Origin of the sequence: Rhodococcus sp. NPDC056960 (assembly GCF_042674125.1) — a bacterium.
GTDB lineage: Bacteria > Actinomycetota > Actinomycetes > Mycobacteriales > Mycobacteriaceae > Rhodococcus_F.
In genome coordinates this window covers 26,777-47,224 of record NZ_JBHURF010000017.1, presented here as the reverse complement: position 1 = coordinate 47,224, position 20,448 = coordinate 26,777, and the positions used below count along the sequence as shown (strand labels likewise).

Below are 20,448 nucleotides of genomic sequence, written 5' to 3'. Positions count from 1 at the left end.
TAGGAGTGCGTCAGTAGCCGGCGGGAATGCCGAACACCCTGATCGCGTCGCGATACATGCCGAGCTGCTGGTCCTTGGTCAGCGGCATCACTTCGGCGATCAGCTGACCGGCACTGGTGACCGCGCTCATCGCCCCGACCACCGGCAGTCCGGCGACGGTGAAATCGACCGTTGCCCTGCGGATGTGGTTGGCGGATGTCACGAGAATCGCCCCTCCCGCACCGAGCGACCGGGCGAGCGGGACCGAGTTGAGGGCGTTGCCCACCGTCGATCCGGCGCGGTGCTCTGGGTGGATGCGATCTGCCGGGACTCCGTGAGCCTGCAACCATCCCTGCATCGCGGCGGCCTCGGTGATGCCGTTCTGCGGATTGCCGCCGGTGACGATGATCGGCGAGAGCGGCGACACCCACGACTGGACGAGCGCGGCCTGCAGTCGGGTGACCAACTCCGGCCGCATCGTGCCGTCGGGGAGCAGTCCGAAGCCCAGGACGATGATCGCGGTGGACGGCCCCTGGATGGCCGGCAGCGGGTTCGGAGGGGTGAACGACGCGATCCGGATCGCGTTCAGCATGCCGTCGACGCCGGCGCGCATGCCACCGTCCAGGCCGCCGAGACGGGCGAGCGCGGCCTCCCGGGTGATCAGGTCGCCGGCCGCATCGGCGTAGATGGCTTGCAGGGCCAGGGCGTTGGTGTCGCCCGGTTCCCCGGCGACGGCGCCCCCGATGTCCGCGAGAGCGCCGTGGGTGTCGCCGGCGGCGAATCTGCCCTGTGCGCTGTTGAAGAGGTCGGCCGCCGACGCGGACGCCGTCGCGGTGGTCGACACCGCGAGGGTCAGGCAGAAGGCGGCGGTCATGACGGTGGCGAGCAGCGCCCGAACTGCTGCGGAGAGGGGCTGGACACGGGAGTGCGTCACTCGAGGGACCTTTCCGTCGGATTCTTCACTGAAGTACGTGCGATGTCCGTGGATCGTCGGCGCCAGTGTAGTGACACTTGTGGGGCTGGTGGGAATATTGTTACTTACCGTTATCTACTCCCGATAGAGGACAGAAGATGTCCGCTATCGGTGGCATCCTGAGGCGATGCGGGAAACCTCGGCACGACTCCTCCGGCTGCTCTCCCTGCTCCAGACCCGAAAAGACTGGTCCGGGGCGGAACTCGCCGACCGGCTCGGAATCACCCCACGCACCGTCCGCCGAGACGTGGAGAAGCTGCGCGACCTCGGCTATCCCGTCGACGCGACGGTCGGGGTGGGCGGTGGATACCAGCTCGGCGCGGGCGCGGAGATGCCGCCGCTGCTCCTCGACGACGAAGAGGTGCTGGCGGTCGCACTCGGCCTGCAGTCCGGCGCGACCGGTTCCGTCGTCGGCATCGGCGAGGCGTCGATGCGAGCGCTCACCAAACTCCGGCAGGTGATGCCGTCCCGACTCCGGCACCGACTCGAGACGCTGCAGGTCGACGTGGTCCACCGCGAGCCCGCGAAGAGCGCCGTCGACGCGCAGGTGCTGTCGGCCGTCGCCTCGGTGTGCCACAACCACGAACGGCTCCGATTCGACTACCGCACCCACGACGGCACCGAGAGCCGTCGTGAAGTGGAGCCGTACCGGCTCGTCCGGGCCGGCCTGCGCTGGTATCTCGTCGCGTGGGACCTCACGCGCGCGGACTGGCGATCCTTCCGGATGGACCGCCTGACACCGAAGATCCCGACGGGACCACGATTCGTACCCCGCGAACTGCCGCCCGGCGGCGCCGCGGAATTCGTCGCCCGCGGAATCAACCGCGCCGTCACCCGGGTTCGGGCGCGAGTGCTGCTGCACGCGTCGATGGACGAGATGGCGGCCCTGGTGCACGAGGACTGGGGCACCCTCGAGGAGATGCCCGACGGGCGGTGCGCGGTCGCTCTCGGCGGCGACTCCGTGTCGTCGATCGCCAACTGGCTCAGCGCATTCGGCGTCGACTTCACCGTCCTCGACCCCCCTGAGCTGCGCGAAGAGTGCCGACGGGTGGGTGAGCGTCACCGCCTGTTCGCCGACCGCTACGGTAACGCCTGACCGAGACGCCGTTCAGCCGTCACCGTGGACCGAAAATCCGTGGAACCGAACGGTCCTGCGCGGCGTCCAACCAGGTGACGGACAAGGAAGGGTCGGGGTAGTCGGGGATGCAGCACACGATTGTCGAGAAGGGGCGGGCGCGGGCGCCCGCGGGGGTGGGAACGGCCGGGAAGGTGCTCGTCGGGGGCCATCTCGCGCTCGGTGGCGCGACGGTGGTGATCATGGCGTTCTCGCTGTCGTTCGTGTGCACTCTCGACAATGGAACCCAGCCGTGGACGTGGCCCAGCCGGTATTCGACGGCGTGGTTCGTCGCGGCCGCCATCGTCGTGACCACCCTGTGGGCGCTCTTCGTGACCGGTGTGGTGATCTTCGCGTCGGGCCCCAGCCGGGCACTCGGCACGGCCACCCTCGTCGTCGCGACCGCACTCGGAGCCGCCGCGGTGATCGGATTGTTCGGACCGTCGGAGAATTCCGCGTTGCAATTGTGGCTGGTCTGCGCCATGAACCTCGGCTATCAGGCAGTCCACCTGCGGTCGGGGTGATACCCGACGGCAAACGAGACAAGGCCCCACTCCGTGACGAGTGGGGCCTTGCTCGAACGTCATGTCCCGGCGAACCGGGAAGTCATGGCCGTTCTCAGATCAGGGTGACGCCGGTGGCCTGCGGGCCCTTGTTGCCCTGGCCGATCTCGAACGAAACACGCTGATTCTCCTCGAGCGTGCGGAAGCCGCCGCTCTGGATCTCCGAGTAATGGACGAACACGTCAGCGCTGCCGTCCTCGGGGGCGATGAAGCCGAACCCCTTCTCGGAGTTGAACCACTTCACGATGCCCTCTGCCATGTAAATCTCCTCTAACACAGTAACTTCTTCAGGCAACCGGCTCGGTTACCAGGGTCATTGACACGACCGCTTACGACAATTCCTGTGGAGGACGTCCAAACGCTCGCAACCATCGATTTGCGAGCGTGGGAAACACAAACACAAAACTTACGACCTCCAATAGTGAACCACACATCCGGTCGGTTGTCTCCCCCTGGGTGCGCTTCGCGCCCGTGAGTACTTGTTAACCGCCCGCGGTTAACAAGTACTCACGGGTGGGTGGAGGCGAGCCGGACGAACGCGGCGGCGTCGAGGGTCTCGCCGCGACTCGACGGTGCGATACCGGCCTCGAGCAGCCGCCGCTCCGCGTCCGCCGGCGAGCCCGCCCACCCACCGAGAGCGGCGCGTAACGTCTTGCGGCGCTGGGCGAAAGCCGCATCGATCACGGTGAAGACGCGGCGGCGGTGTTCGTCGTCGATCGGCCACGGCGGTTCGGCGTACCGGTCGATGCGCACGAGACCCGACTCGACCTTCGGGACGGGCCAGAACACGGCACGCCCGACGGCGCCCGCGCGACGGACCGAGCCGAAGAAATTGGCTTTCACACTGGGCACGCCGTAGATCTTGCTGCCCGGGGACGCCGCCAGGCGGTCCGCGACCTCGGCCTGCACCATCACCAGAGCCGTTCGGAGACTGGGCAGTTCGGAGAACAGATGCAGCAGCACGGGCACTGCCACGTTGTAGGGCAGATTCGCGACGAGCGCCGTGGGTTCGCCGGGAATCTCCGACGGTGTGACCCGCATCGCATCCGCACCGACCACCGTGAGCCGGTCCGCGAGGCCGGGGGCACGGTCGGCGACCGTGACCGGGAGTCGTGCGGCGAGGTTGGGGTCGATCTCGACGGCGATGACCTTGTCGACGACGTCGAGCAGCGCCAACGTCAGTGACCCGAGCCCGGGGCCGACCTCGAGGACCGTGTCCTCGCGTCCCACCCCGGCGGTCGCGACGATGCGACGGACCGTGTTGGCGTCGTGCACGAAGTTCTGCCCCAACTGCTTGGTGGGGCGCACACCGAATTCCTCGGCGAGCGCGCGCACCTCGGCGGGGCCGAGCAGTGCGGCCTGACCTCGAGCGGCGGAGGGTACTTCGGCGTCGGACACCAGGTGAACTTTAACGCACGCCGAGCCTGCCCGAGCACGTCGGCCACGCTCCCCACCCCTGCGTCTTCTGCGTCTTCGACGCGACGGCGATCTGCTCCTCGCGGGTCGCGAGGTCGGCGCGCGGTGCGTACTTCAGGCCGCCCTGACGCTCCCAGGTGTTCTGGTCGAACTGGACGCCGCCGAAGAAGCCGTTGCCCGTGTTGATGGCCCAGTTGCCCGTGGCCTCGCACTGCGCGAGGGCATCCCACACCGAGCCGTTCTCGACCGGCGGGACCTCGGTGCCGGGCTTGGAACCGACCCGGACCACCTTCGGCTGAGCCGGCGTCGTGACCGATGCGGCCACCTGGTTCCGTCCGATCTCCTTGCCGTTGACGGTGTTGACCGCGAACGTCACGTCCTGCACGCCGGGCAGGCCCGGGCTCTCGACCACGGTGCGGCTCATGTTCATCGTCGGGTCCTCGATGCGCTGTTCCCCGGGAGCCAGCGGCAGCGTTTCGACCTTCGTTTCGGTGCGGTCGCGGGTGACCGTGACATCCATGCCCTCGGCCAGCGGAGTGTCCGCGGACGGAACGACGGTGTCGGCCTGCTCGAGCGGTGCACCATGCGCGGCGAGGAAGTCCCCGACCGTCGGCGCGGCCATGCGCACGTCGGTGACCGGCAGGGCGCCGTCGGTGAGCTTGACCACGAGCGGGTTGAGCACGTCGAGCGCCGCCCCGTCGAGCGGAAGTCGCTGCGAGCGGGATGCGGACACGTGGACGTCGTCGCCGAGGTCGAACTGCTTCAGCGCGTCCTCGACGGTGAGCGCGGTGGTCCACACCGTCTTCGGCTGACCGTCTACGGTCAGCGACACCTCGCGCGCACGGCGCAGCACCACCGTGTCGCCGTCGGACAGGGTCGCATCACGCTCGGGCGCCACCACGTCGCGGTCGCTGATCGAGTACCCGGCGTCGGACAGGGCGGCGTCGACGCTCGTGGTCATGGTGCTCAGCGAGATCTGCTCGCCGTCCACGTCGAGTGTGACGGTCTTGTGCCGGACCACGGCCATCACCCCGCCGGCGATCAAGGTGGCGAGAAGCAGGGCCACCACTGTGTACAGCAGCGGCGAGCGGGCCGAGTTGATCTTCGCGAAGGGTGACATCGAGTTCCTTTACTTCAGACCGTTCAGCGGAGTCCGAGCTTGCTGGTGCAGGCGGGCCAGGCACCCCAGCCCTGCGCCGCCTGAACCTTCTCGGCGACGGAGATCTGCTGTTCGCGGGATGCGAGGTCGGCGCGGGACGCGTACTGGGTGCCGCCGAACGCCTCCCAGGTGCTCTGGGTGAACTGCAGTCCGCCGAAGAAACCGTTGCCGGTGTTGATGGCCCAGTTGCCGGTGGCCTCGCAGTGCGCGATCGAATCCCAGGTGGAGGCGTTGGAGATGGCGAGTTCCTTCACACCGACCTTGACGACTGCCGGGGCGGGCTCGCGGAGCACCTGCGAGCTGAGCTCCTGCCGTCCGGCCTCGACACCGTTGATCGTCTTCACGGATGCGGTGACGGTGCGCTCACCGGGAACTCCGGGGTTCTCGACGACGGTCTTGCCCTTGTCCAGCGCGGGGTCGTCGACGCGGTTCTCGGGCGGCGCGATGGGGAGTGTCTCGGTGCGCGTCTCGGTGCGATCGCGGGTCACGTGGATCTCCGAGCCCTCGACCACCGGGGTGTCCGCCGCAGGCACGACCGTGTCGGCCTGCTCGAGCGGAGCTCCGTTCGCCGCGAGGAGTTCGCCCACGGTGGGGGCGGCCAGGCGGACGTCGGTGAGCGGGGCGCCGCCGTCGGCGACCTTGACGAGTTTCGCGTTGACGACCTCGAGCGCGCTCCCCTCGAGCGGCAGGCGGTCCGAGCGGGATGCCGAGACGTGGACGTCGTCGGCCAGTTCGAACTGCTTGAGTGCGTCGTCGACGGTGAGCGCGGTGGTCCACACCGTCTTGGGCTGGCCGTCGACGGTGAGGTTCACCTCACGGGCACGGCGCAGCACCACGGTGTCGCCGTCGGATATCGACGCGTCGGCAGACGGCGCGACCGCGTCCCGCTCGCCGACGGTGTATCCGGCGTCGTCGAGTGCGCCGGTGACGTCGGAGGCCATGGTGCCGAGCGAGATGGTCTCGCCGTCGACGTCGAGCGTGACGGTCTTGTGCCGCGCCACTGCCAGCGCACCGCCCACGACGAGTGTCGCGAGCAGTGCTGCGACGACCACGTAGAGAAGAGGCGATTTGGCGTTGTTGATTCTGGCGAAAGGCGACACGTGAAATCCCAAGGCTGGCGAATGTTTGATCACGGTACGGTAACGAATCGGCGATGGACTGGCAACTTTGCCGCTACGACCTGCGTCTCAGATCACGAAAAGGTTGAGATCGGGGACCGTTTTCACTTCTCCGGGATGAATCGCTTCTGGTCCGGACCACGCTCGGAACGCAGTATCTTGCGACATGCACCAAGAAGCCCGGAAGCGACCGGGCACTACTGACTGAGAAAGCTGGGGTTCCGTGCGCAGCAGATCCGATCGACTTCTGAGACTCGTCAGACGTCCGAGAGTGCCCGCGGTGATCGCCGCGCTGACGCTGCTCGTCACACTCGTCGCGCCCGGCCTCGCGGGCGCGCAACAGCCCGCTCCGGGCAACAACTACAACATCGCCACCGACATCACGTTCGCCCCGTTCGAATTCCAGGACGAGAGCGGCAAGCTCGTCGGTATCGACATGGACCTCCTCGCCGCCATCGCCGAGGACCAGGGCTTCACGTACCAGGTCAACCCCGTCGGGTTCGACGCCGCGCTGCAGGCGGTCACGGGCGGTCAGGCCAACGGCATGATCGCCGGCATGTCGATCACCGACGCCCGCAAGGCGACGTTCGACTTCTCCGATCCGTACTTCGAGTCAGGCGTGCAGATGGGCGTGCTCGACAGCAACGACTCGGTGACGTCGTACGAGGACCTGCGCGGGAAGTCCGTCGCGGTCAAGAACGGCACCGAGGGCGCCACGTACGCGGAGTCGATCAAGAACCAGTACGGGTTCACCACCAAGTACTTCGCCGACTCGTCGAGCATGTTCGACGAGGTCCGCACCGGTAACTCGGCCGCCGTCTTCGAGGACTACCCGGTGCTCGCCTATGGCATCAAACAGGGCAACGGCTTCAAGACCGTCACCGACAAGGTCCCCGGCGCAAGCTACGGGTTCGCCGTCGCGAAGGGCCAGAACGCGGAGCTCCTGCAGGAGTTCAACGCGGGACTGGCGAATGTGAAGGCGAGCGGCGAGTACGACGAGATCCTCGACACGTACCTCAACTCCGACGCGTCCGACGACGACAACTCGATCCTGGGCCTGATCAAGAGCACCTACCCGCTGCTGCTCGAGGGCCTGTGGCTCACCATCGCCCTCACCGTGATCTCGATCGCCATCGCACTCGTGCTCGGCGCGATCTTCGGCCTGTTCCGGGTGTCGACCAACATCGTCCTGCGCGGCATCGGCACCACGTACGTCGACGTGTTCCGCGGCACCCCGCTGCTGGTGCAGGCATTCTTCATCTACTTCGGCATCCCCGCGGCACTGGACTTCCAGATGTCGGCGTTCACGGCGGGCATCATTACGCTGAGCCTCAACGCCGGCGCCTACATGGCCGAGATCGTGCGCGGCGGCATCCTGTCCGTCGACAAGGGTCAGATGGAAGCGTCGCGGAGCCTCGGCATCAGCTACCTGAAGTCGATGCAGAAGGTCGTGATGCCGCAGGCCGTGCGGACGATGATCCCGTCGTACATCAACCAGTTCGTGATCACGTTGAAGGACACGTCGATCCTGTCCGTGATCGGACTCGCCGAGCTCACCCAGACCGGGCGGATCATCATCGCCCGCAACTTCCAGTCCTTCAACATGTGGCTGATCATCGGCGTGATGTATTTCATCATCATCATGGCGCTGACGAAGCTGTCGAACCGGCTCGAAAAGAGGATCAACAGGTGACCGAGACACCGGTGTCAGAGAACAAGGCCGAGACCGCCGACCCGAAGATCCGGGTGAAGGGCCTGAAGAAGTCGTTCGGCGACAACGAGGTGCTCAAGGGCATCGACGTCGACATCGCGAGCGGTGAAGTGGTCTGCGTGATCGGGCCGTCCGGTTCGGGCAAGAGCACGTTCCTGCGCTGCCTCAACCGGCTCGAGGACATCACCGACGGCAACGTCGTGGTCGACGGATTCGACGTGAGCGACAAGAAGATCGACATCGACCGGGTGCGTCAGCACATCGGCATGGTGTTCCAGCACTTCAATCTGTTCCCGCACATGACTGCGATCGAGAACGTGATGCTCGCGCCCGTGCAGACGAAGCGGGCCTCCAAGGAGGAGGCGAGGGCGACGGCCGCCCGGCTGCTCGAACAGGTCGGGCTGGCCGAGAAGGCGGATGCGAAGCCGGCGAACCTGTCGGGTGGGCAGAAGCAGCGCGTCGCGATCGCGCGGGCACTGGCGATGAACCCCGACATCATGCTGTTCGACGAGGCCACCAGCGCCCTGGACCCCGAGATGGTGGGCGAGGTGCTGCAGGTACTGCGCGATCTCGCGAAGGGCGGCATGACGATGGTCGTGGTCACGCACGAGATGGGCTTCGCCCGCGAGGTGTCCGATCGGGTGATCTTCATGGCCGACGGGTTCGTGGTGGAGGAGGGATCTCCGGAGCAGATCTTCGGCGATCCGCAGCAGTCCCGCACCCAGGACTTCCTGAACAAGGTCCTCTAGGCACGTGAGTGGCAAAACGTGCCGGGGCACGCTTTGCCACTCACCTGCGGGTCAGACGGTGGCGGGTTCCTTCGCGGCCCACGGCAGCTTGTCGCCGAGCAGTCCGTCCACGCCGAACCGGCCCGATCCGACGACGGCGAGCAGCAGCGACGCGGCGCCCAGCGCCAGCACCAGTTCGTAGCCGCCCTCGCTCGCGAAGATTCCCTTGTCGACGTGCACGAGGAAGAATGCGCCGAGCATGTCGAGGAACAGCAGGATTCCGAAGACCGGCACCGCGGCGCCGGCGATCAGCGCGATGCCGCCGATCAGCTCGATCCACGTCGCGAGGAACGCGGACAGGCCGGGGAGCGGTACGCCCATGGCCTCGAAGCCGGCGGTCTGCCCGTCGAGTCCGTTGGTGAAGGCCTTCTGCCAGCCGTGGGCGAGGAAGATGATGCCGATGCCCACGCGGGCAAGGAGAATTCCCAGATTTCGAACTGCGGGGTTACTCATGGATGCGCCTTTCATCGAGGTGTCCCCGCGCGACCGGGACGACCAGTGGTTGAACCGGCAACGATCCTAAGACGCCTAAGTTGAAACTTCAACTTAGGGTCCGCGGCCCCGTGCGCCCTCGACGAGTCCAGGCACTCGCTAACCGCTCACGGGCCGGAGGCCGTACACGCGCTCGGCGGTCGCGGTGGACGCCTTCGCCAGTTCCTCCGGGTCCTCGCCACGGACCTCGGCGAGCGCCCGGACCGTGTACGGCAGGCAGTACGGCTCGTTGGGAGCGCCCCGGAACGGGTGCGGCGTGAGGAACGGCGCATCCGTCTCGACGATCAGCTGATCCGACGGCACCAGCGGCGCCGCCTCCCGCAGGGCCTTCGCGTTCCTGAAGCTGACCGTGCCGGAGAAGCTGAGGACGTAACCGGCGTCGACGCACTCGCGCGCCATCTCGGCGTCGGAGGAGAAGCAGTGGAAGATCACCGTCTCCGGCGCCCCCTCCTCGCGCAGCACCTGCAGCAGCGCCTGGTCGGCCTCGCGGTTGTGGATCATCAGCGTCTTGCCGAGCCGCTTCGCGAGGTCGATGTGCCAGCGGAATCCCTCGGTCTGCTCGGGGATCGTGGCACAGCCGTCGAGTTTGCCGGGCCAGTAGAAGTCGAGTCCGGTCTCCCCCACCGCGACCGCCCGCGGATCGGCGGCGAGCCGCTCGATGTGCGCCCCCGTCGCGTCGTCGAGCACGTTCGCCCGGGTCGGATGGATGGCCACCGCCGCATAGACGCGGGGATCCCAATGCGCCGCGTCGACGGCGAACTGCGCGGCCGCCAGATCGTCGGCCACCGTGACCACTCGCTCCACCCCGACCGCGGCGGCCCGGTCGACGATCTCCCGGACGCTCGCGGCGTCCGAGGCTCCGCACGCGTCGAGATGGGTGTGCGAGTCGACGAGCGGGAACAGCGGCTCGGGGGCTTCCGGGGCGGGACGGTCTTTGCTCATGCGGACATTGTCGACGCCCGCCGCCGCGCATGTCACATGCGGTACTTTCTCCCGGACGGGGAGGGAGCCGTGTCCATGACTTCGAGCTCGATGAACGGCCGCGTGATCGCGGTGACCGGCGGTGCGCGGGGTATCGGGCGGGAGATCGCCCGACAGCTGGCTGTCGCCGGGGCGCGGGTAGCGATCGGCGACGTCGACGGCGCCGCGGCCCGCGCGACCGCGGACGAACTCGGCCGGGCAGGCGGGTCCGTCGAGGGCCTCGAACTGGACGTCACCGACACCGAGTCGTTCGCCTCGTTCCTCGCCGCCGTCGAGGACCACTGGGGACCGATCGACGTGCTCGTCAACAACGCGGGCGTCATGTGGGTGGGACGGTTCGACGAGGAACCGGAGTCCGCGACGGCGCGGCAAATCGCGGTGAACCTGCACGGCGTCATCCGCGGCGTGAGACTGGCGGCGCCGGCAATGCGTGAGCGCGGCCGCGGTCAGATCGTGACGGTGGCGTCGGCCGCGTCGAAGGTCGCGCCGCCCGGCGAGTCGACGTACGCCGCGACGAAACACGGCGTACTCGGCTATCTGACCGGCGTCCGGGAGGAACTGCACGGGTCGGGGGTGCACATCTCGGTGATCATGCCGGGTGTCGTCGACACCGCACTCGCGGCCGGGACCGCGACGGGCGCGGCAAAGCTGCTGACCCCGGCCGACGTCGCGAAATCGGTGGTCGCGGTGATCCGGCGTCCCCGGTTCGAGGTCACCATCCCCCGGTACGTCGGGCCACTCGCCCGACTGGTCACCGTCTTTCCGCAGTTCGCCCGCGACTTCGCGATCCGGCGGATGGTTCCCGACCAGGTGCGGTCCACGGACAAGTCGGCCCGCTCGGCGTACGAGTCGCGCGCCGTCACCGACGACGACGGCGGCACCAGCTCGGGCCGGAACGGAATCTGAGCGTCGCGAAACGGCGGCGCGCAGATAGAGTGGTCGCACCATGAATGCTGCTGATTCCACCGCCTCGCGGCCACCTTTCTATCTGACGACGGCGATCGCGTACCCGAACGGCGTCCCGCACATCGGCCACGCCTACGAGTACATCTCCTCCGACGCCCTCGCCCGGTTCAAGCGTCTCGACGGGTTCGACGTCTTCTTCATGACGGGAACCGACGAGCACGGCCTGAAGATGCAGCAGACCGCCGTCAAGGAGGGCATCGACGTCCGCGACCTCGCCGCGCGGAACTCGGACGTGTTCGAGGCCATGGACAAGACGCTGAACATCTCCTTCGACCGGTTCATCCGCACCACGGACGCCGATCACGAGGAGGCCAGCAAAGCGATCTGGCAGAAGATGCTCGACAACGGCGACATCTACCTCGACACGTACTCGGGCTGGTACTCGGTCCGGGACGAGGCGTTCTACACCGAAGCCGAGACCACGCTGCAGGAGGACGGTTCGCGTCTGTCCACCGAGACGGGCACGCCGGTCGAGTGGACCGAGGAGTCCACGTATTTCTTCAAGCTGTCCGAGTACCAGGACAAGCTGCTCCGGCTGTACGAGGAGAACCCCGACTTCATCGCGCCCGCGACGCGGCGCAACGAGATCGTCAGCTTCGTCAAGGGCGGGCTCAAGGACCTGTCGATCTCCCGCACGACGTTCGACTGGGGCGTTCCGGTGCCCGGACATCCCGAGCACGTCATGTACGTGTGGGTCGACGCGCTCACCAATTACCTGACGGGCGCCGGATACCCGGACACGGACTCCGAGCAGTTCGGCAAGTTCTGGCCGGCGAATCTGCACATCATCGGCAAGGACATCACCCGGTTCCACACCGTGTACTGGCCGGCGTTCCTGATGTCGGCGGGAATCGAGTTGCCGAAGCGCGTCTTCGTGCACGGCTTCCTCTACAACAAGGGCGAGAAGATGTCGAAGTCGGTCGGCAACGTCGTCGACCCGGTCGCCATGGTGGAGCAGTACGGTCTCGACGCGGTCCGCTTCTTCCTGCTCCGCGAGATCTCCTACGGTCAGGACGGCAGCTACAGCCACGAGGCCATCGTCACCCGGATCAACGCCGACCTGGCGAACGAACTCGGTAATCTCGCGCAGCGGTCACTGTCGATGGTCGCGAAGAACTGCGACGCCCAGGTCCCGACCCCGGGCGCGCTGACCGAGGACGACACGGAGATGCTCGCGCAGGCGGACGCGCTGCTGGAGCGGGTGCGCGCCGAATACGACGTCCAGGCACTGCATCTCGCGCTGGAGGCGATCTGGTCGGTTCTCGGCGAGACCAATCGGTACTTCTCCAAGCAGGAGCCGTGGGTTCTGCGCAAGACGGACCCGGAGCGGATGGCGACGGTGCTGTACGTGACGCTCGAGGTGGTGCGGATCGTCGGCATCCTCGTGCAACCGGTGATGCCGGACGCCGCGGCGAAGATCCTGGACCTGCTGGGTCAGAACGGTGACGCCCGGCAGTTCGGCGACCTCCCGACGCGCATCGTGGCGGGCACACCGCTGCCCGCGCCGTCGGGTGTGTTCCCGCGCTACGTGGAGGACTGATCCGGGCGGGGTCCGTTCTTGTCGGACCCCGCATGCACACTCTCACTCATGACGCCGAATAGAACATACATTCGATCTTTTCACGGTGGATTCGGGAACGGAGCGCGCGTGTTCGACGACGAAGTGAGCCCTCAGGCCGCGGCAGCGGTGCACACCCTGATGGGTGAGTTGTCGGCCGCGTACGAGCGTGGGTGGCAGCCCGCCGACGTGGTGCACCTGGCCCGCAGATCGAAGGAACCGTCCGACGCGGCGCTCGCCGCGGCGGTGGTGTTGCACGAGGCGGAACGCACGCGCGCCGCGCACCGGGCGCCGCGTGACTGGGTGGAGCAACTCGTCACCGTCGGAGAGCAGTACCCGGCCGCGTCGCGTCTCGCGGGGCGGGTTCCGGTCGACGGTCCCGACGTGCGGGCCCTGGCCGCCGGATTGTTGTTCGAGGATCCGTACCACTCCGTCTACCAACTCACCGACCTGTCGATGACGTGGACGAATCTGCCCGGCTGGACGGTACTCACTCCCCCGCCCTCGACGTGGCCGGTCGTGCGGGTCGCCGACCCGGTGGCCGCGATGTCGGGCGAGACCGAGGCCGACGCGAAGGTACTCAACCGGATTCGGGGTCTCCTCGCCAAGGCGGAGGCCACCGATTTCGCGGAGGAAGCGGAGATCTTCACCGCGAAGGCGCAGGAGTTGATGACGCGCTACGCGATCAACGCCGCCCTCCTCCACACCCAGAACGGCGCCGGCAACACGGCAGTGCACAGTCGGCGGATCCATTTGGAGAATCCGTACGTCAAGGAGAAGGTGCACCTCCTCACCGAGATCGGCGATTCCAACCGGGTGCGCACGGTGTGGTTCAGTTCCCTCGCCATCGCGACCGTGGTCGGAACCCCACTCGACCTCCAGCAGGTCGACATGCTGTTCACGTCACTGCTCGTGCAGGCCACGCGCGCAATGCAATTCGCCGACGCCGACAGTCGCGGCGGGTCACGGACCACGTCGTTCCGGAAGGGTTTCCTCGCCGGCTTCGCCAGTCGTATCGGGCAGCGGCTGCGCGATGCCGACAGCAGGGCCACCGCGGAGGCCGCCGACGAGGCGTCGATTCCCGTCTCGGACCTCCTCCCGATTCTGGCCACCAAGTCCGAGGCCGTCGACGCCGAATTCGACCGCCTGTTTCCGCGCACCAAGAAGGCGCGTGGCCGGTCCGTCGACGCGAACGGCTGGTACGCGGGGCAGGCGGCCGCCGACGACGCCTCGCTGGCTCCCGGGGATCGTGCCCTCCGGCGGTAGCGCTCGCGAGGGCGCCTAGCCCTTCCGGGACGCCAGCACCGTTTCGTAGAGTTCCCGCTTCGACACGCCGGTGGTGGCGACGAGCGCGCACGCATCCTTGAGCCGGGTGCCGTCCGCGACGAGTCGCTCCACCTCGTCGACCAGGTCGGCGGGGTCGGACGCGACGAGGGTGGCACCCTCGACGACCACCGTGATCTCGCCGCGGACGCCCTCGGCGGCCCACTCGGCGAGTTCGGCGAGGGTGCCGCGGCGGACCTCCTCGTACGTCTTGGTCAGTTCCCGGCAGACGGCGGCGCGGCGGGTGCCGCCGAGCACGTCGGCGGCGTCCGCCAGACAGTCGGCGAGCCGGTGCGGCGCCTCGAAGAACACGCAGGCGCGCTGCTCGGCTACCAACGCCTGCAGCCACGTCTTGCGCTGCCCCTGTTTCCGGGGCGGGAAGCCGTCGAAACAGAACCGTTCGACGGGCAGCCCGGACAGCGCGAGTGCCGTCGTCACCGCCGACGGTCCGGGCAGGCAGGTCACCGCCAGATCCTCGGCCACGCACGCGGACACCAGCCGGTACCCGGGGTCGCTCACGGACGGCATGCCGGCGTCGGTGACGAGGAGGACGGTCTTGCCGGACGCGACGTCGGCGACGAGCGCCGGCAGCCGGGCTGTCTCGACCTGATCGTAGAAGCTGACGACCTTCCCGGTGATCGTCACGTCGAGCGCGGAGGCGAGGGCCTTGGTGCGGCGGGTGTCCTCGGCTGCGACGACGTCCGCTGTTTCCAGCGCCGTACGCAGCCGCGGCGAGGCGTCACCCACGTCCCCCATCGGTGTTGCGGCGAGCACTAGGCGACCAGTCATGACCCACAGCCTACGATTGCGGCGTGACGATGCTGACGGACGAGCGACCGACGCCCTCCGCACGACAGCCGTCCGTGATCGGTCCGGCACCGCTCGTGCCGCCTCCCGACTTCGGTCCCGTCGACCGCGCCCGCGGCTGGGTAGTGACGCTGTTCGTCACGGCGATCGCGGCGATCACCCGGTTCACGATGCTCGGTTACCCGACCGACGCGGGCACCCCGGTGTTCGACGAGAAGCACTACGCGCCGCAGGGCTGGCAGGTACTCACCGGCGGCTGGCTGGAGGACAACCCCGGCTACGGGCTGGTGGTGCATCCTCCGGTCGGCAAGCAGCTGATCGCGATGGGCGAGGCGATCTTCGGGTACAACGGCTGGGGCTGGCGGTTCGCCTCCGCCGTGGCCGGGACGATCATGATCCTGCTGGTGATCCGTATCGTTCGCCGGCTCACCCGGTCGACGCTGATCGGCGGCCTGGCGGGCATCCTGCTGGTGGCGGACGGGGTCACGTTCGTCTCGTCCAGGCTGGGCATGCTCGACATCTTCCTGGCGTTGTTCGCCGTGGCCGCCCTCGGTTGCCTGATCGTGGATCGCGACCAGGTCCGCGAGCGGATGGCCCGCGTGTACGACGAGGGCAGGATCGGCGACAGCGACTGGGGTCCGCGGCTCGGGGTGCGCTGGTGGCGGTTCGGCGCCGGGATCATGCTGGGTCTGGCGTGCGGAACCAAATGGTCGGGCGTCTACTTCATCGTGTTCTTCGGGCTTCTCAGCGTCGCATTCGACGTGTCGGCGCGGCGCGCCTACGGAGTGCGTCGCCCGTGGCTGGGCGCCGGCGTCCGCGACGTCGGACCCGCGCTGTACGCGCTCGTCGTCGTGCCGCTGTTCGTCTACCTCGCCAGTTATTGGGCGTGGTTCGCCAGCGAGACCGGCGTGGACCGGCATGCCGTCGGCAACGAGATCGGAACGGACGGCACCTGGTCGTTCGTGCCGGGGGCGCTGCGGTCGCTGTGGTACTACAGCGGCAACGTCCTCGATTTCCACTCGGGTCTCACCAATTCGGCGGGCAACCATCACCCGTGGGAGTCGAAGCCGTGGACGTGGCCGATGGGTCTGCGCCCGATGCTGTACTACTTCGCCGAGGGCGATCACGTCACCGGTTGCGGGGCGTCGAGTTGCGTCAAGGCAGTCATGCTCATCGGCACACCGGCCATGTGGTGGCTGGCTCTGCCGATGCTGGGGTGGGCGCTGTGGCAGTCGGTGGTGAAGAAGGACTGGCGCTACGCCGTCGTCCTCACCGCGTACGGTGCGGCGTTCCTGCCGTGGCTGACCACCCTGGACCGTCAGATGTACTACTTCTATGCGGTGGCGCTGGCGCCGTTCATGGTGATGGGTTTCGCGCTGGTCCTCGGCGACGTCCTGGGGAGCGCGAAGGCGTCGTTCGAGCGCCGCACCACCGGTCTGCTCGCCGTCTGCCTGTACGTGGGTCTGGTGGTGGCCAACTTCATCTGGCTGTGGCCGATCCTGACGGCCGTCCCGATCACCCCGGAGATGTGGCAGCACCAACTGTGGCTTCCCAGCTGGCGTTGACGGCCCGACGCACGAGTCGAGCCGCCCGGGTCCCGTGGGACACCGAGCGGCTCGCGGACTGTTCCTCTAGCGGGACGAGATCCGGTCGCGACGACGCTTCGCCGCCGCTCTCCGCATCTCCCTCCGCATTTCCCGGCCGTCGACGATGAGCGGGTCGCGGGACAGGTCCTTGTAGAGCGAGAAGCACAACCCGATCATCACGAGGACGAACGGCGCCGCGGCGATGATCGTCATCGTCTGCAGCCCGTCGAGGGCGGTGTCACCACCGGTCCACAGGATGAGCGCGGCCACACCACCGGTCAGCACGCCCCAGAACACGACCACCCAGCGCTGCGGTTCCAGCGACCCACGCTGCGACAGGGTGCCCATCACCATCGACGCCGCGTCGGCGCCGGAGACGAAGAAGATTCCGACGAGGACCATCACCAGGACGGTGGAAATTCCGGTGAGCGGCAGGTGGTCGAGCATCCCGAACAGCTGCCCCTCCTGGGTGTCCTGCCCGGCGAGGTCGATTCCGTCGCGCTGCTGGGCGATTCCCGCGCCACCGAAGATCGCGAACCACACGAGGCTCACGGCGCTCGGCACCACGATCACGCCGATCACGAACTGGCGCACCGTCCGGCCGCGGCTGATGCGCGCCAGGAACATGCCGACGAAGGGGGTCCAGGAGATCCACCACGCCCAGTAGAAGATGGTCCACGACGACAGCCATTCGCCGGTCGCCGGATCGGACGACGCTCCGGTGCGGGCCGACATCTGCGCGAGTTGCGCGGCGTACGCGCCGATCGTCGTCGGCAGCAGGTTGAGGATCAGGACCGTCGGGCCGACCACGAACACGAACAGGGCCAGGACGACGGCGAGCACCATGTTGGTGTTCGACAGCCACTGGATACCTTTCGCGACGCCCGACACGGCGGACGCGACGAAGGCCAGCGTCAGCAGGGCGACGATGGCGACCAGCAGGAACGTACTGACCTGCGACATCCATCCGACGACCTGGAAACCGGAACCGATCTGCAGAGCACCGAGGCCCAGCGACGCGGCGGTGCCGAACAGTGTCGCGAAGATCGCGAGCACGTCGATGAACTTGCCGATCGGCCCCTCCGCGCGGCGGCCGAGCAGCGGGATGAACGCGGAGCTGAACAACTGCTTGCGGCCCTTGCGGTACGAGCCGTACGCGATCGACAGTCCGACCACCGCGTACATCGCCCAGGGGTGCAGACTCCAGTGGAACATGGTGGTGGCCATGGCAGTTCCGATGCCACCGTTCGAACCCGGAGGGGGTGTCACGTAGTGCGCGAGCGGTTCGGCGACCCCGAAGAACATCAGCCCGATGCCCATTCCGGCGCTGAACATCATCGCGATCCAACTCACCGTGCGGAATTCGGGCTTCTCGCCGTCCTTGCCGAGCGGAATGTGACCGAACTTGCTGAACGCGAGCCACAGCGAAAAGAGGACGAACCCGGACGCCGACAGGACGAACAACCAGCCCATGTCGGTGACCAGCCAATCGAGCGCCTTACCGGTCGTGGTGTCGAGATTGTCGGGGGCCAGGAGCCCCCAGACGACGATTGCCGAGACCGCTGCGGCGGCGACGGAGAACACGACGTAATCGGTGCGTACACCGACCCGTTTGAGCCCTCCGCCGACCGCCGGGTCAGCGCTCCCGGAATCTTGATCAGGCAGATCAGTATTCGTTGCCATGAACAACTACGTTGGTCATTTTCGGTGGTAAAAGCAAGCTAGCCCACCGCTGCACACCGAATCGAAACCCGGTGCGCGGCGTCGTTACGCTGCGGTTTTTCCCCATCCCGAGCCTCTTCCGAGAAGCCCGTCGATGCTGAGCCCTCCGGCGCCGATCACGGCGAGAAGTAGCGACCCGACGCCGAGCGCGACGACGAGTTCGTACCCGCCGTTGGTGACGAAGACACCCCTGTCCGCGTGCACCAGAATCAACGCGCCCAGCATGTCGAGGAACAGCAGGATTCCCGCGACCGGTGTGGCCACGCCGACGATGAGAGCAAATCCACCCGCAAGTTCGATAGTGGCGGCCGCAACAGCCGAAATGTCCGGCAGCGGAACGCCCATGTCGGCGAACGAAGCCTGGGTGGCCTTCACCCCGTAGTCGAAGAATTTCTGCCAGCCGTGCGCGACGAAGACCACGCCGAGCCCGATCCGTGCGATCAGCAGTGCGAATTCGCGGAAGAGTGCGGAAGCCATACCGAGCGTCTACCTTTCTGGGTCACACTTGATGGGGTCACACCTTCTGACTTCGGCAACGGCCTCAGTCGGCGCCGCGGAGAGCGGACTGCACGAAGCCGAGGATTTCCTCGTCGGACACCCCCAGCTTCCGCAGTTCCTGCACATAGCCTGTGGCGGCCTTCTCGGCCCCGGCGCGGATGGGGTCGCCGCCGCTCGCGATGAACGTGCCCTGCTTGCCGCGGGTTTCGATGACACCCTGCTCGCCGAGTTCCCGGTACGCCTTCGCGACCGTGTTCGGAGCGAGCCCGACCTCGACGGCGAGCGCACGGACCGTGGGGATCTTCGTTCCCGCGATCAACTGCCCGCTGCGGACCTGCTCGATGATCTGCAAACGCAACTGGTCGAACGGGGCGGTCGACGAATCCGGATCGATGTCGATGTGCACGGCCGGCGCCACCTCCGTTGTTCCAGGCGTTGTATCAGACCGTAGTTGCGCGGTTGCGGCGCCGCAACGGTTACACGGCGCCGACGGCGTGGGTTACACGGCGGCGACGGCCTCGTCGATCGGAGTGGGACCGGACGTGAGCATGAGCGTCGTCTTCACCGTGTTCGGGTGGTCCAGGAGCGCCGCGACCACCGCGGCGACGTCGGCGCGCGTGACGGTGCCGCGTTCGAGCGGGGGCGCGGTGAGGGTGACGTGACCCGTCGGGTCGTCGTCGAGCAGGCCGCCCGGACGGATGATCGTCCAGTCGAGGTCGGTGCGGGCGCGCAGGTCTTCCTCCGCGGCCGTCTTCGCGACGAGATAGGCGGCGAACACGTCGTCGGTGCCCTCGGGGATCGGCTCACCCGCCCCGAACGATCCGACCTGCACGAATCGGCGCGTACCCGCCTTCTCGGCGGCGTCGGCGAGGAGGACCGCCGCGCCGCGGTCGACGGTGTCCTTGCGGGCGACGCCGCTGCCCGGACCGGCGCCGGCGGCGAATACCGCGGCGTCCGCGCCCACGAGCGTCTTCGCCACGTCGTCCGCGCTTGCCGTCTCCAGATCGATCACCACCGGTTCGGCGCCGAGCGCCGCCACCGCATGCTCGTGGTCGGGGTTGCGGATCAACGCGACCGCACGGTCTCCACGCGCCGTGAGGATCTTGATGAGGTGACGGGCGATCTTCCCGTGTCCACCCGCGATGACGATGCGGCGCGGAGTCGCGTCGGTGTGCTCGGCCATGATCGATCTCCCTTTTTCGTCGACTGTTCACGACTTACTACCCCTGGTGCAGCGCTCCGTGCGGGCGGCTTTGTTCCCACGGGGCAGAATGGCCGACATGGCGAACACCGCGACCATCTACCACAACCAGCGCTGCAGCACGTCCCGCACGGTCCTCGGACTGATCCGGGACGCGGGCATCGAGCCGACCGTCGTGAAGTACCTCGAGACTCCGCCCTCGCGGGACGGATTGCGCAAACTTCTCGACGACGCCGGGCTGAAGCCGAGCGAGGCGATCCGGAAGAAGGAGGCCGTCTACAAGGAACTGGGCCTCGAGCAGGCGTCCGAGGACGAACTGCTGGAAGCCATGGTGGACAATCCCATCCTCATCGAGCGGCCGATCGTCGTGACGGACAAGGGCACCGTCCTCGCCCGCCCGGCGACGAAGGTCAGCGACATCCTCTAGGCGCTTCGCGCTCGTGCGCCTTTCTGGTTGCTCCCACGACCAGAAAGGCGCACGGGCGCGAAGCGC

Annotated in this window: 21 protein-coding genes; 9 read left to right on the top strand and 12 right to left on the bottom strand. The window is 67.5% G+C overall.

Translation table 11 applies throughout. The annotated features are described in order from the left end of the window. Positions 1 to 10: 10 nt before the first annotated feature. A complete protein-coding gene (locus ACFTWF_RS26175) occupies positions 11 to 853 on the bottom strand; it encodes a YdcF family protein (protein WP_378464204.1) in 843 nt (280 codons plus the stop codon). A gap of 226 nt (positions 854 to 1,079) precedes the next feature. Between ACFTWF_RS26175 and ACFTWF_RS26170 the strand changes: the two genes are divergently transcribed. Together ACFTWF_RS26170 and ACFTWF_RS26165 are read left to right on the top strand one after the other, a co-directional pair. Further along, positions 1,080 to 2,048: a helix-turn-helix transcriptional regulator gene (locus ACFTWF_RS26170; RefSeq protein ID WP_378464060.1), complete on the top strand. Its 969-nt coding sequence runs from the start codon at positions 1,080 to 1,082 to the stop codon at positions 2,046 to 2,048. 107 nt (positions 2,049 to 2,155) lie between these two features. Beyond that, entirely contained in the window at positions 2,156 to 2,590 is a 435-nt protein-coding gene (locus ACFTWF_RS26165; RefSeq protein ID WP_378464059.1) for a hypothetical protein, read from the top strand. A gap of 94 nt (positions 2,591 to 2,684) precedes the next feature. Here the strand turns inward: ACFTWF_RS26165 and ACFTWF_RS26160 are convergent, their stop codons facing one another. The 4 genes from ACFTWF_RS26160 to ACFTWF_RS26145 form a co-directional block, all read right to left on the bottom strand. Next, positions 2,685 to 2,888 carry a cold-shock protein gene (locus ACFTWF_RS26160; protein WP_005255446.1) on the bottom strand — a complete coding sequence of 68 codons (204 nt, stop codon included), beginning with the start codon at positions 2,886 to 2,888 and terminating at the stop codon, positions 2,685 to 2,687. Positions 2,889 to 3,136: 248 nt separating this feature from the next. After that, positions 3,137 to 4,027: a 16S rRNA (adenine(1518)-N(6)/adenine(1519)-N(6))-dimethyltransferase RsmA gene (gene rsmA, locus ACFTWF_RS26155; RefSeq protein WP_378464058.1), complete on the bottom strand. Its 891-nt coding sequence runs from the start codon at positions 4,025 to 4,027 to the stop codon at positions 3,137 to 3,139. A gap of 10 nt (positions 4,028 to 4,037) precedes the next feature. Beyond that, positions 4,038 to 5,165: a transglycosylase family protein gene (locus tag ACFTWF_RS26150; RefSeq protein WP_378464057.1), complete on the bottom strand. Its 1,128-nt coding sequence runs from the start codon at positions 5,163 to 5,165 to the stop codon at positions 4,038 to 4,040. A gap of 23 nt (positions 5,166 to 5,188) precedes the next feature. Then, complete coding sequence (locus tag ACFTWF_RS26145) at positions 5,189 to 6,304, bottom strand: transglycosylase family protein (RefSeq protein ID WP_378464056.1); 1,116 nt, start codon at positions 6,302 to 6,304, stop codon at positions 5,189 to 5,191. Positions 6,305 to 6,545: 241 nt separating this feature from the next. On the opposite strand from ACFTWF_RS26145, the gene ACFTWF_RS26140 reads away from it, so the two are divergent. Further along, positions 6,546 to 8,015, top strand: a complete 1,470-nt coding sequence (locus tag ACFTWF_RS26140) for an amino acid ABC transporter substrate-binding protein/permease (RefSeq protein ID WP_378464055.1) — start codon at positions 6,546 to 6,548, stop codon at positions 8,013 to 8,015. Further along, on the top strand, positions 8,012 to 8,782 hold the full coding sequence (locus ACFTWF_RS26135) for an amino acid ABC transporter ATP-binding protein (RefSeq protein ID WP_378464054.1): 771 nt from the start codon (positions 8,012 to 8,014) through the stop codon (positions 8,780 to 8,782). The genes ACFTWF_RS26140 and ACFTWF_RS26135 overlap by 4 nt, the downstream gene beginning before the upstream one ends. A gap of 51 nt (positions 8,783 to 8,833) precedes the next feature. Here the strand turns inward: ACFTWF_RS26135 and ACFTWF_RS26130 are convergent, their stop codons facing one another. Both ACFTWF_RS26130 and ACFTWF_RS26125 read right to left on the bottom strand, forming a co-directional pair. Further along, positions 8,834 to 9,274: a DoxX family protein gene (locus tag ACFTWF_RS26130; RefSeq protein WP_378464053.1), complete on the bottom strand. Its 441-nt coding sequence runs from the start codon at positions 9,272 to 9,274 to the stop codon at positions 8,834 to 8,836. A gap of 138 nt (positions 9,275 to 9,412) precedes the next feature. Beyond that, a complete protein-coding gene (locus ACFTWF_RS26125) occupies positions 9,413 to 10,255 on the bottom strand; it encodes a TatD family hydrolase (RefSeq protein WP_378464052.1) in 843 nt (280 codons plus the stop codon). A 36-nt stretch (positions 10,256 to 10,291) separates the two neighbouring features. On the opposite strand from ACFTWF_RS26125, the gene ACFTWF_RS26120 reads away from it, so the two are divergent. The 3 genes from ACFTWF_RS26120 (at position 10,292) to ACFTWF_RS26110 (ending at position 14,084) form a co-directional block, all read left to right on the top strand. After that, positions 10,292 to 11,200, top strand: coding sequence for an SDR family oxidoreductase (locus ACFTWF_RS26120; RefSeq protein WP_378464051.1), 909 nt, complete (start codon positions 10,292 to 10,294; stop codon positions 11,198 to 11,200). 40 nt (positions 11,201 to 11,240) lie between these two features. Next, a complete protein-coding gene (gene metG / locus ACFTWF_RS26115) occupies positions 11,241 to 12,800 on the top strand; it encodes a methionine--tRNA ligase (RefSeq protein WP_378464050.1) in 1,560 nt (519 codons plus the stop codon). A 108-nt stretch (positions 12,801 to 12,908) separates the two neighbouring features. Next, complete coding sequence (locus ACFTWF_RS26110) at positions 12,909 to 14,084, top strand: DUF2786 domain-containing protein (protein WP_378464049.1); 1,176 nt, start codon at positions 12,909 to 12,911, stop codon at positions 14,082 to 14,084. Between the two features lie 15 nt (positions 14,085 to 14,099). Here the strand turns inward: ACFTWF_RS26110 and rsmI are convergent, their stop codons facing one another. After that, entirely contained in the window at positions 14,100 to 14,930 is an 831-nt protein-coding gene (gene rsmI, locus ACFTWF_RS26105; protein WP_378464048.1) for a 16S rRNA (cytidine(1402)-2'-O)-methyltransferase, read from the bottom strand. 29 nt (positions 14,931 to 14,959) lie between these two features. On the opposite strand from rsmI, the gene ACFTWF_RS26100 reads away from it, so the two are divergent. After that, on the top strand, positions 14,960 to 16,513 hold the full coding sequence (locus ACFTWF_RS26100) for a dolichyl-phosphate-mannose--protein mannosyltransferase (protein WP_378464203.1): 1,554 nt from the start codon (positions 14,960 to 14,962) through the stop codon (positions 16,511 to 16,513). A gap of 66 nt (positions 16,514 to 16,579) precedes the next feature. Here the strand turns inward: ACFTWF_RS26100 and ACFTWF_RS26095 are convergent, their stop codons facing one another. The 4 genes from ACFTWF_RS26095 to ACFTWF_RS26080 form a co-directional block, all read right to left on the bottom strand. After that, positions 16,580 to 18,217, bottom strand: a complete 1,638-nt coding sequence (locus tag ACFTWF_RS26095) for a BCCT family transporter (protein WP_378464047.1) — start codon at positions 18,215 to 18,217, stop codon at positions 16,580 to 16,582. Between the two features lie 84 nt (positions 18,218 to 18,301). Then, positions 18,302 to 18,733 carry a DoxX family protein gene (locus ACFTWF_RS26090; RefSeq protein WP_378464046.1) on the bottom strand — a complete coding sequence of 144 codons (432 nt, stop codon included), beginning with the start codon at positions 18,731 to 18,733 and terminating at the stop codon, positions 18,302 to 18,304. A 64-nt stretch (positions 18,734 to 18,797) separates the two neighbouring features. After that, complete coding sequence (locus ACFTWF_RS26085; protein WP_378464045.1) at positions 18,798 to 19,172, bottom strand: GntR family transcriptional regulator; 375 nt, start codon at positions 19,170 to 19,172, stop codon at positions 18,798 to 18,800. 81 nt (positions 19,173 to 19,253) lie between these two features. Then, positions 19,254 to 19,937, bottom strand: coding sequence for an NAD(P)H-binding protein (locus ACFTWF_RS26080; RefSeq protein WP_378464044.1), 684 nt, complete (start codon positions 19,935 to 19,937; stop codon positions 19,254 to 19,256). Between the two features lie 88 nt (positions 19,938 to 20,025). On the opposite strand from ACFTWF_RS26080, the gene arsC reads away from it, so the two are divergent. Beyond that, positions 20,026 to 20,382 carry an arsenate reductase (glutaredoxin) gene (gene arsC, locus ACFTWF_RS26075; protein WP_378464043.1) on the top strand — a complete coding sequence of 119 codons (357 nt, stop codon included), beginning with the start codon at positions 20,026 to 20,028 and terminating at the stop codon, positions 20,380 to 20,382. Positions 20,383 to 20,448 lie beyond the last annotated feature (66 nt).

Excerpts from the sequence above, each read along its gene's own strand:
- ACFTWF_RS26175 (WP_378464204.1), bottom strand. The coding sequence starts at position 853 with ATGACCGCCGCCTTCTGCCTGACCCTCGCGGTGTCGACCACCGCGACG.
- ACFTWF_RS26170 (WP_378464060.1), top strand. The coding sequence starts at position 1,080 with ATGCGGGAAACCTCGGCACGACTCCTCCGGCTGCTCTCCCTGCTCCAG.
- ACFTWF_RS26165 (WP_378464059.1), top strand. The coding sequence starts at position 2,156 with ATGCAGCACACGATTGTCGAGAAGGGGCGGGCGCGGGCGCCCGCGGGG.
- ACFTWF_RS26160 (WP_005255446.1), bottom strand. The coding sequence starts at position 2,888 with ATGGCAGAGGGCATCGTGAAGTGGTTCAACTCCGAGAAGGGGTTCGGC.
- ACFTWF_RS26150 (WP_378464057.1), bottom strand. The coding sequence starts at position 5,165 with ATGTCACCCTTCGCGAAGATCAACTCGGCCCGCTCGCCGCTGCTGTAC.
- ACFTWF_RS26130 (WP_378464053.1), bottom strand. The coding sequence starts at position 9,274 with ATGAGTAACCCCGCAGTTCGAAATCTGGGAATTCTCCTTGCCCGCGTG.
- ACFTWF_RS26125 (WP_378464052.1), bottom strand. The coding sequence starts at position 10,255 with ATGAGCAAAGACCGTCCCGCCCCGGAAGCCCCCGAGCCGCTGTTCCCG.
- ACFTWF_RS26120 (WP_378464051.1), top strand. The coding sequence starts at position 10,292 with ATGCGGTACTTTCTCCCGGACGGGGAGGGAGCCGTGTCCATGACTTCG.
- metG (WP_378464050.1), top strand. The coding sequence starts at position 11,241 with ATGAATGCTGCTGATTCCACCGCCTCGCGGCCACCTTTCTATCTGACG.
- rsmI (WP_378464048.1), bottom strand. The coding sequence starts at position 14,930 with ATGACTGGTCGCCTAGTGCTCGCCGCAACACCGATGGGGGACGTGGGT.
- ACFTWF_RS26100 (WP_378464203.1), top strand. The coding sequence starts at position 14,960 with ATGCTGACGGACGAGCGACCGACGCCCTCCGCACGACAGCCGTCCGTG.
- ACFTWF_RS26095 (WP_378464047.1), bottom strand. The coding sequence starts at position 18,217 with ATGGCAACGAATACTGATCTGCCTGATCAAGATTCCGGGAGCGCTGAC.
- ACFTWF_RS26090 (WP_378464046.1), bottom strand. The coding sequence starts at position 18,733 with ATGGCTTCCGCACTCTTCCGCGAATTCGCACTGCTGATCGCACGGATC.
- ACFTWF_RS26080 (WP_378464044.1), bottom strand. The coding sequence starts at position 19,937 with ATGGCCGAGCACACCGACGCGACTCCGCGCCGCATCGTCATCGCGGGT.
- arsC (WP_378464043.1), top strand. The coding sequence starts at position 20,026 with ATGGCCGACATGGCGAACACCGCGACCATCTACCACAACCAGCGCTGC.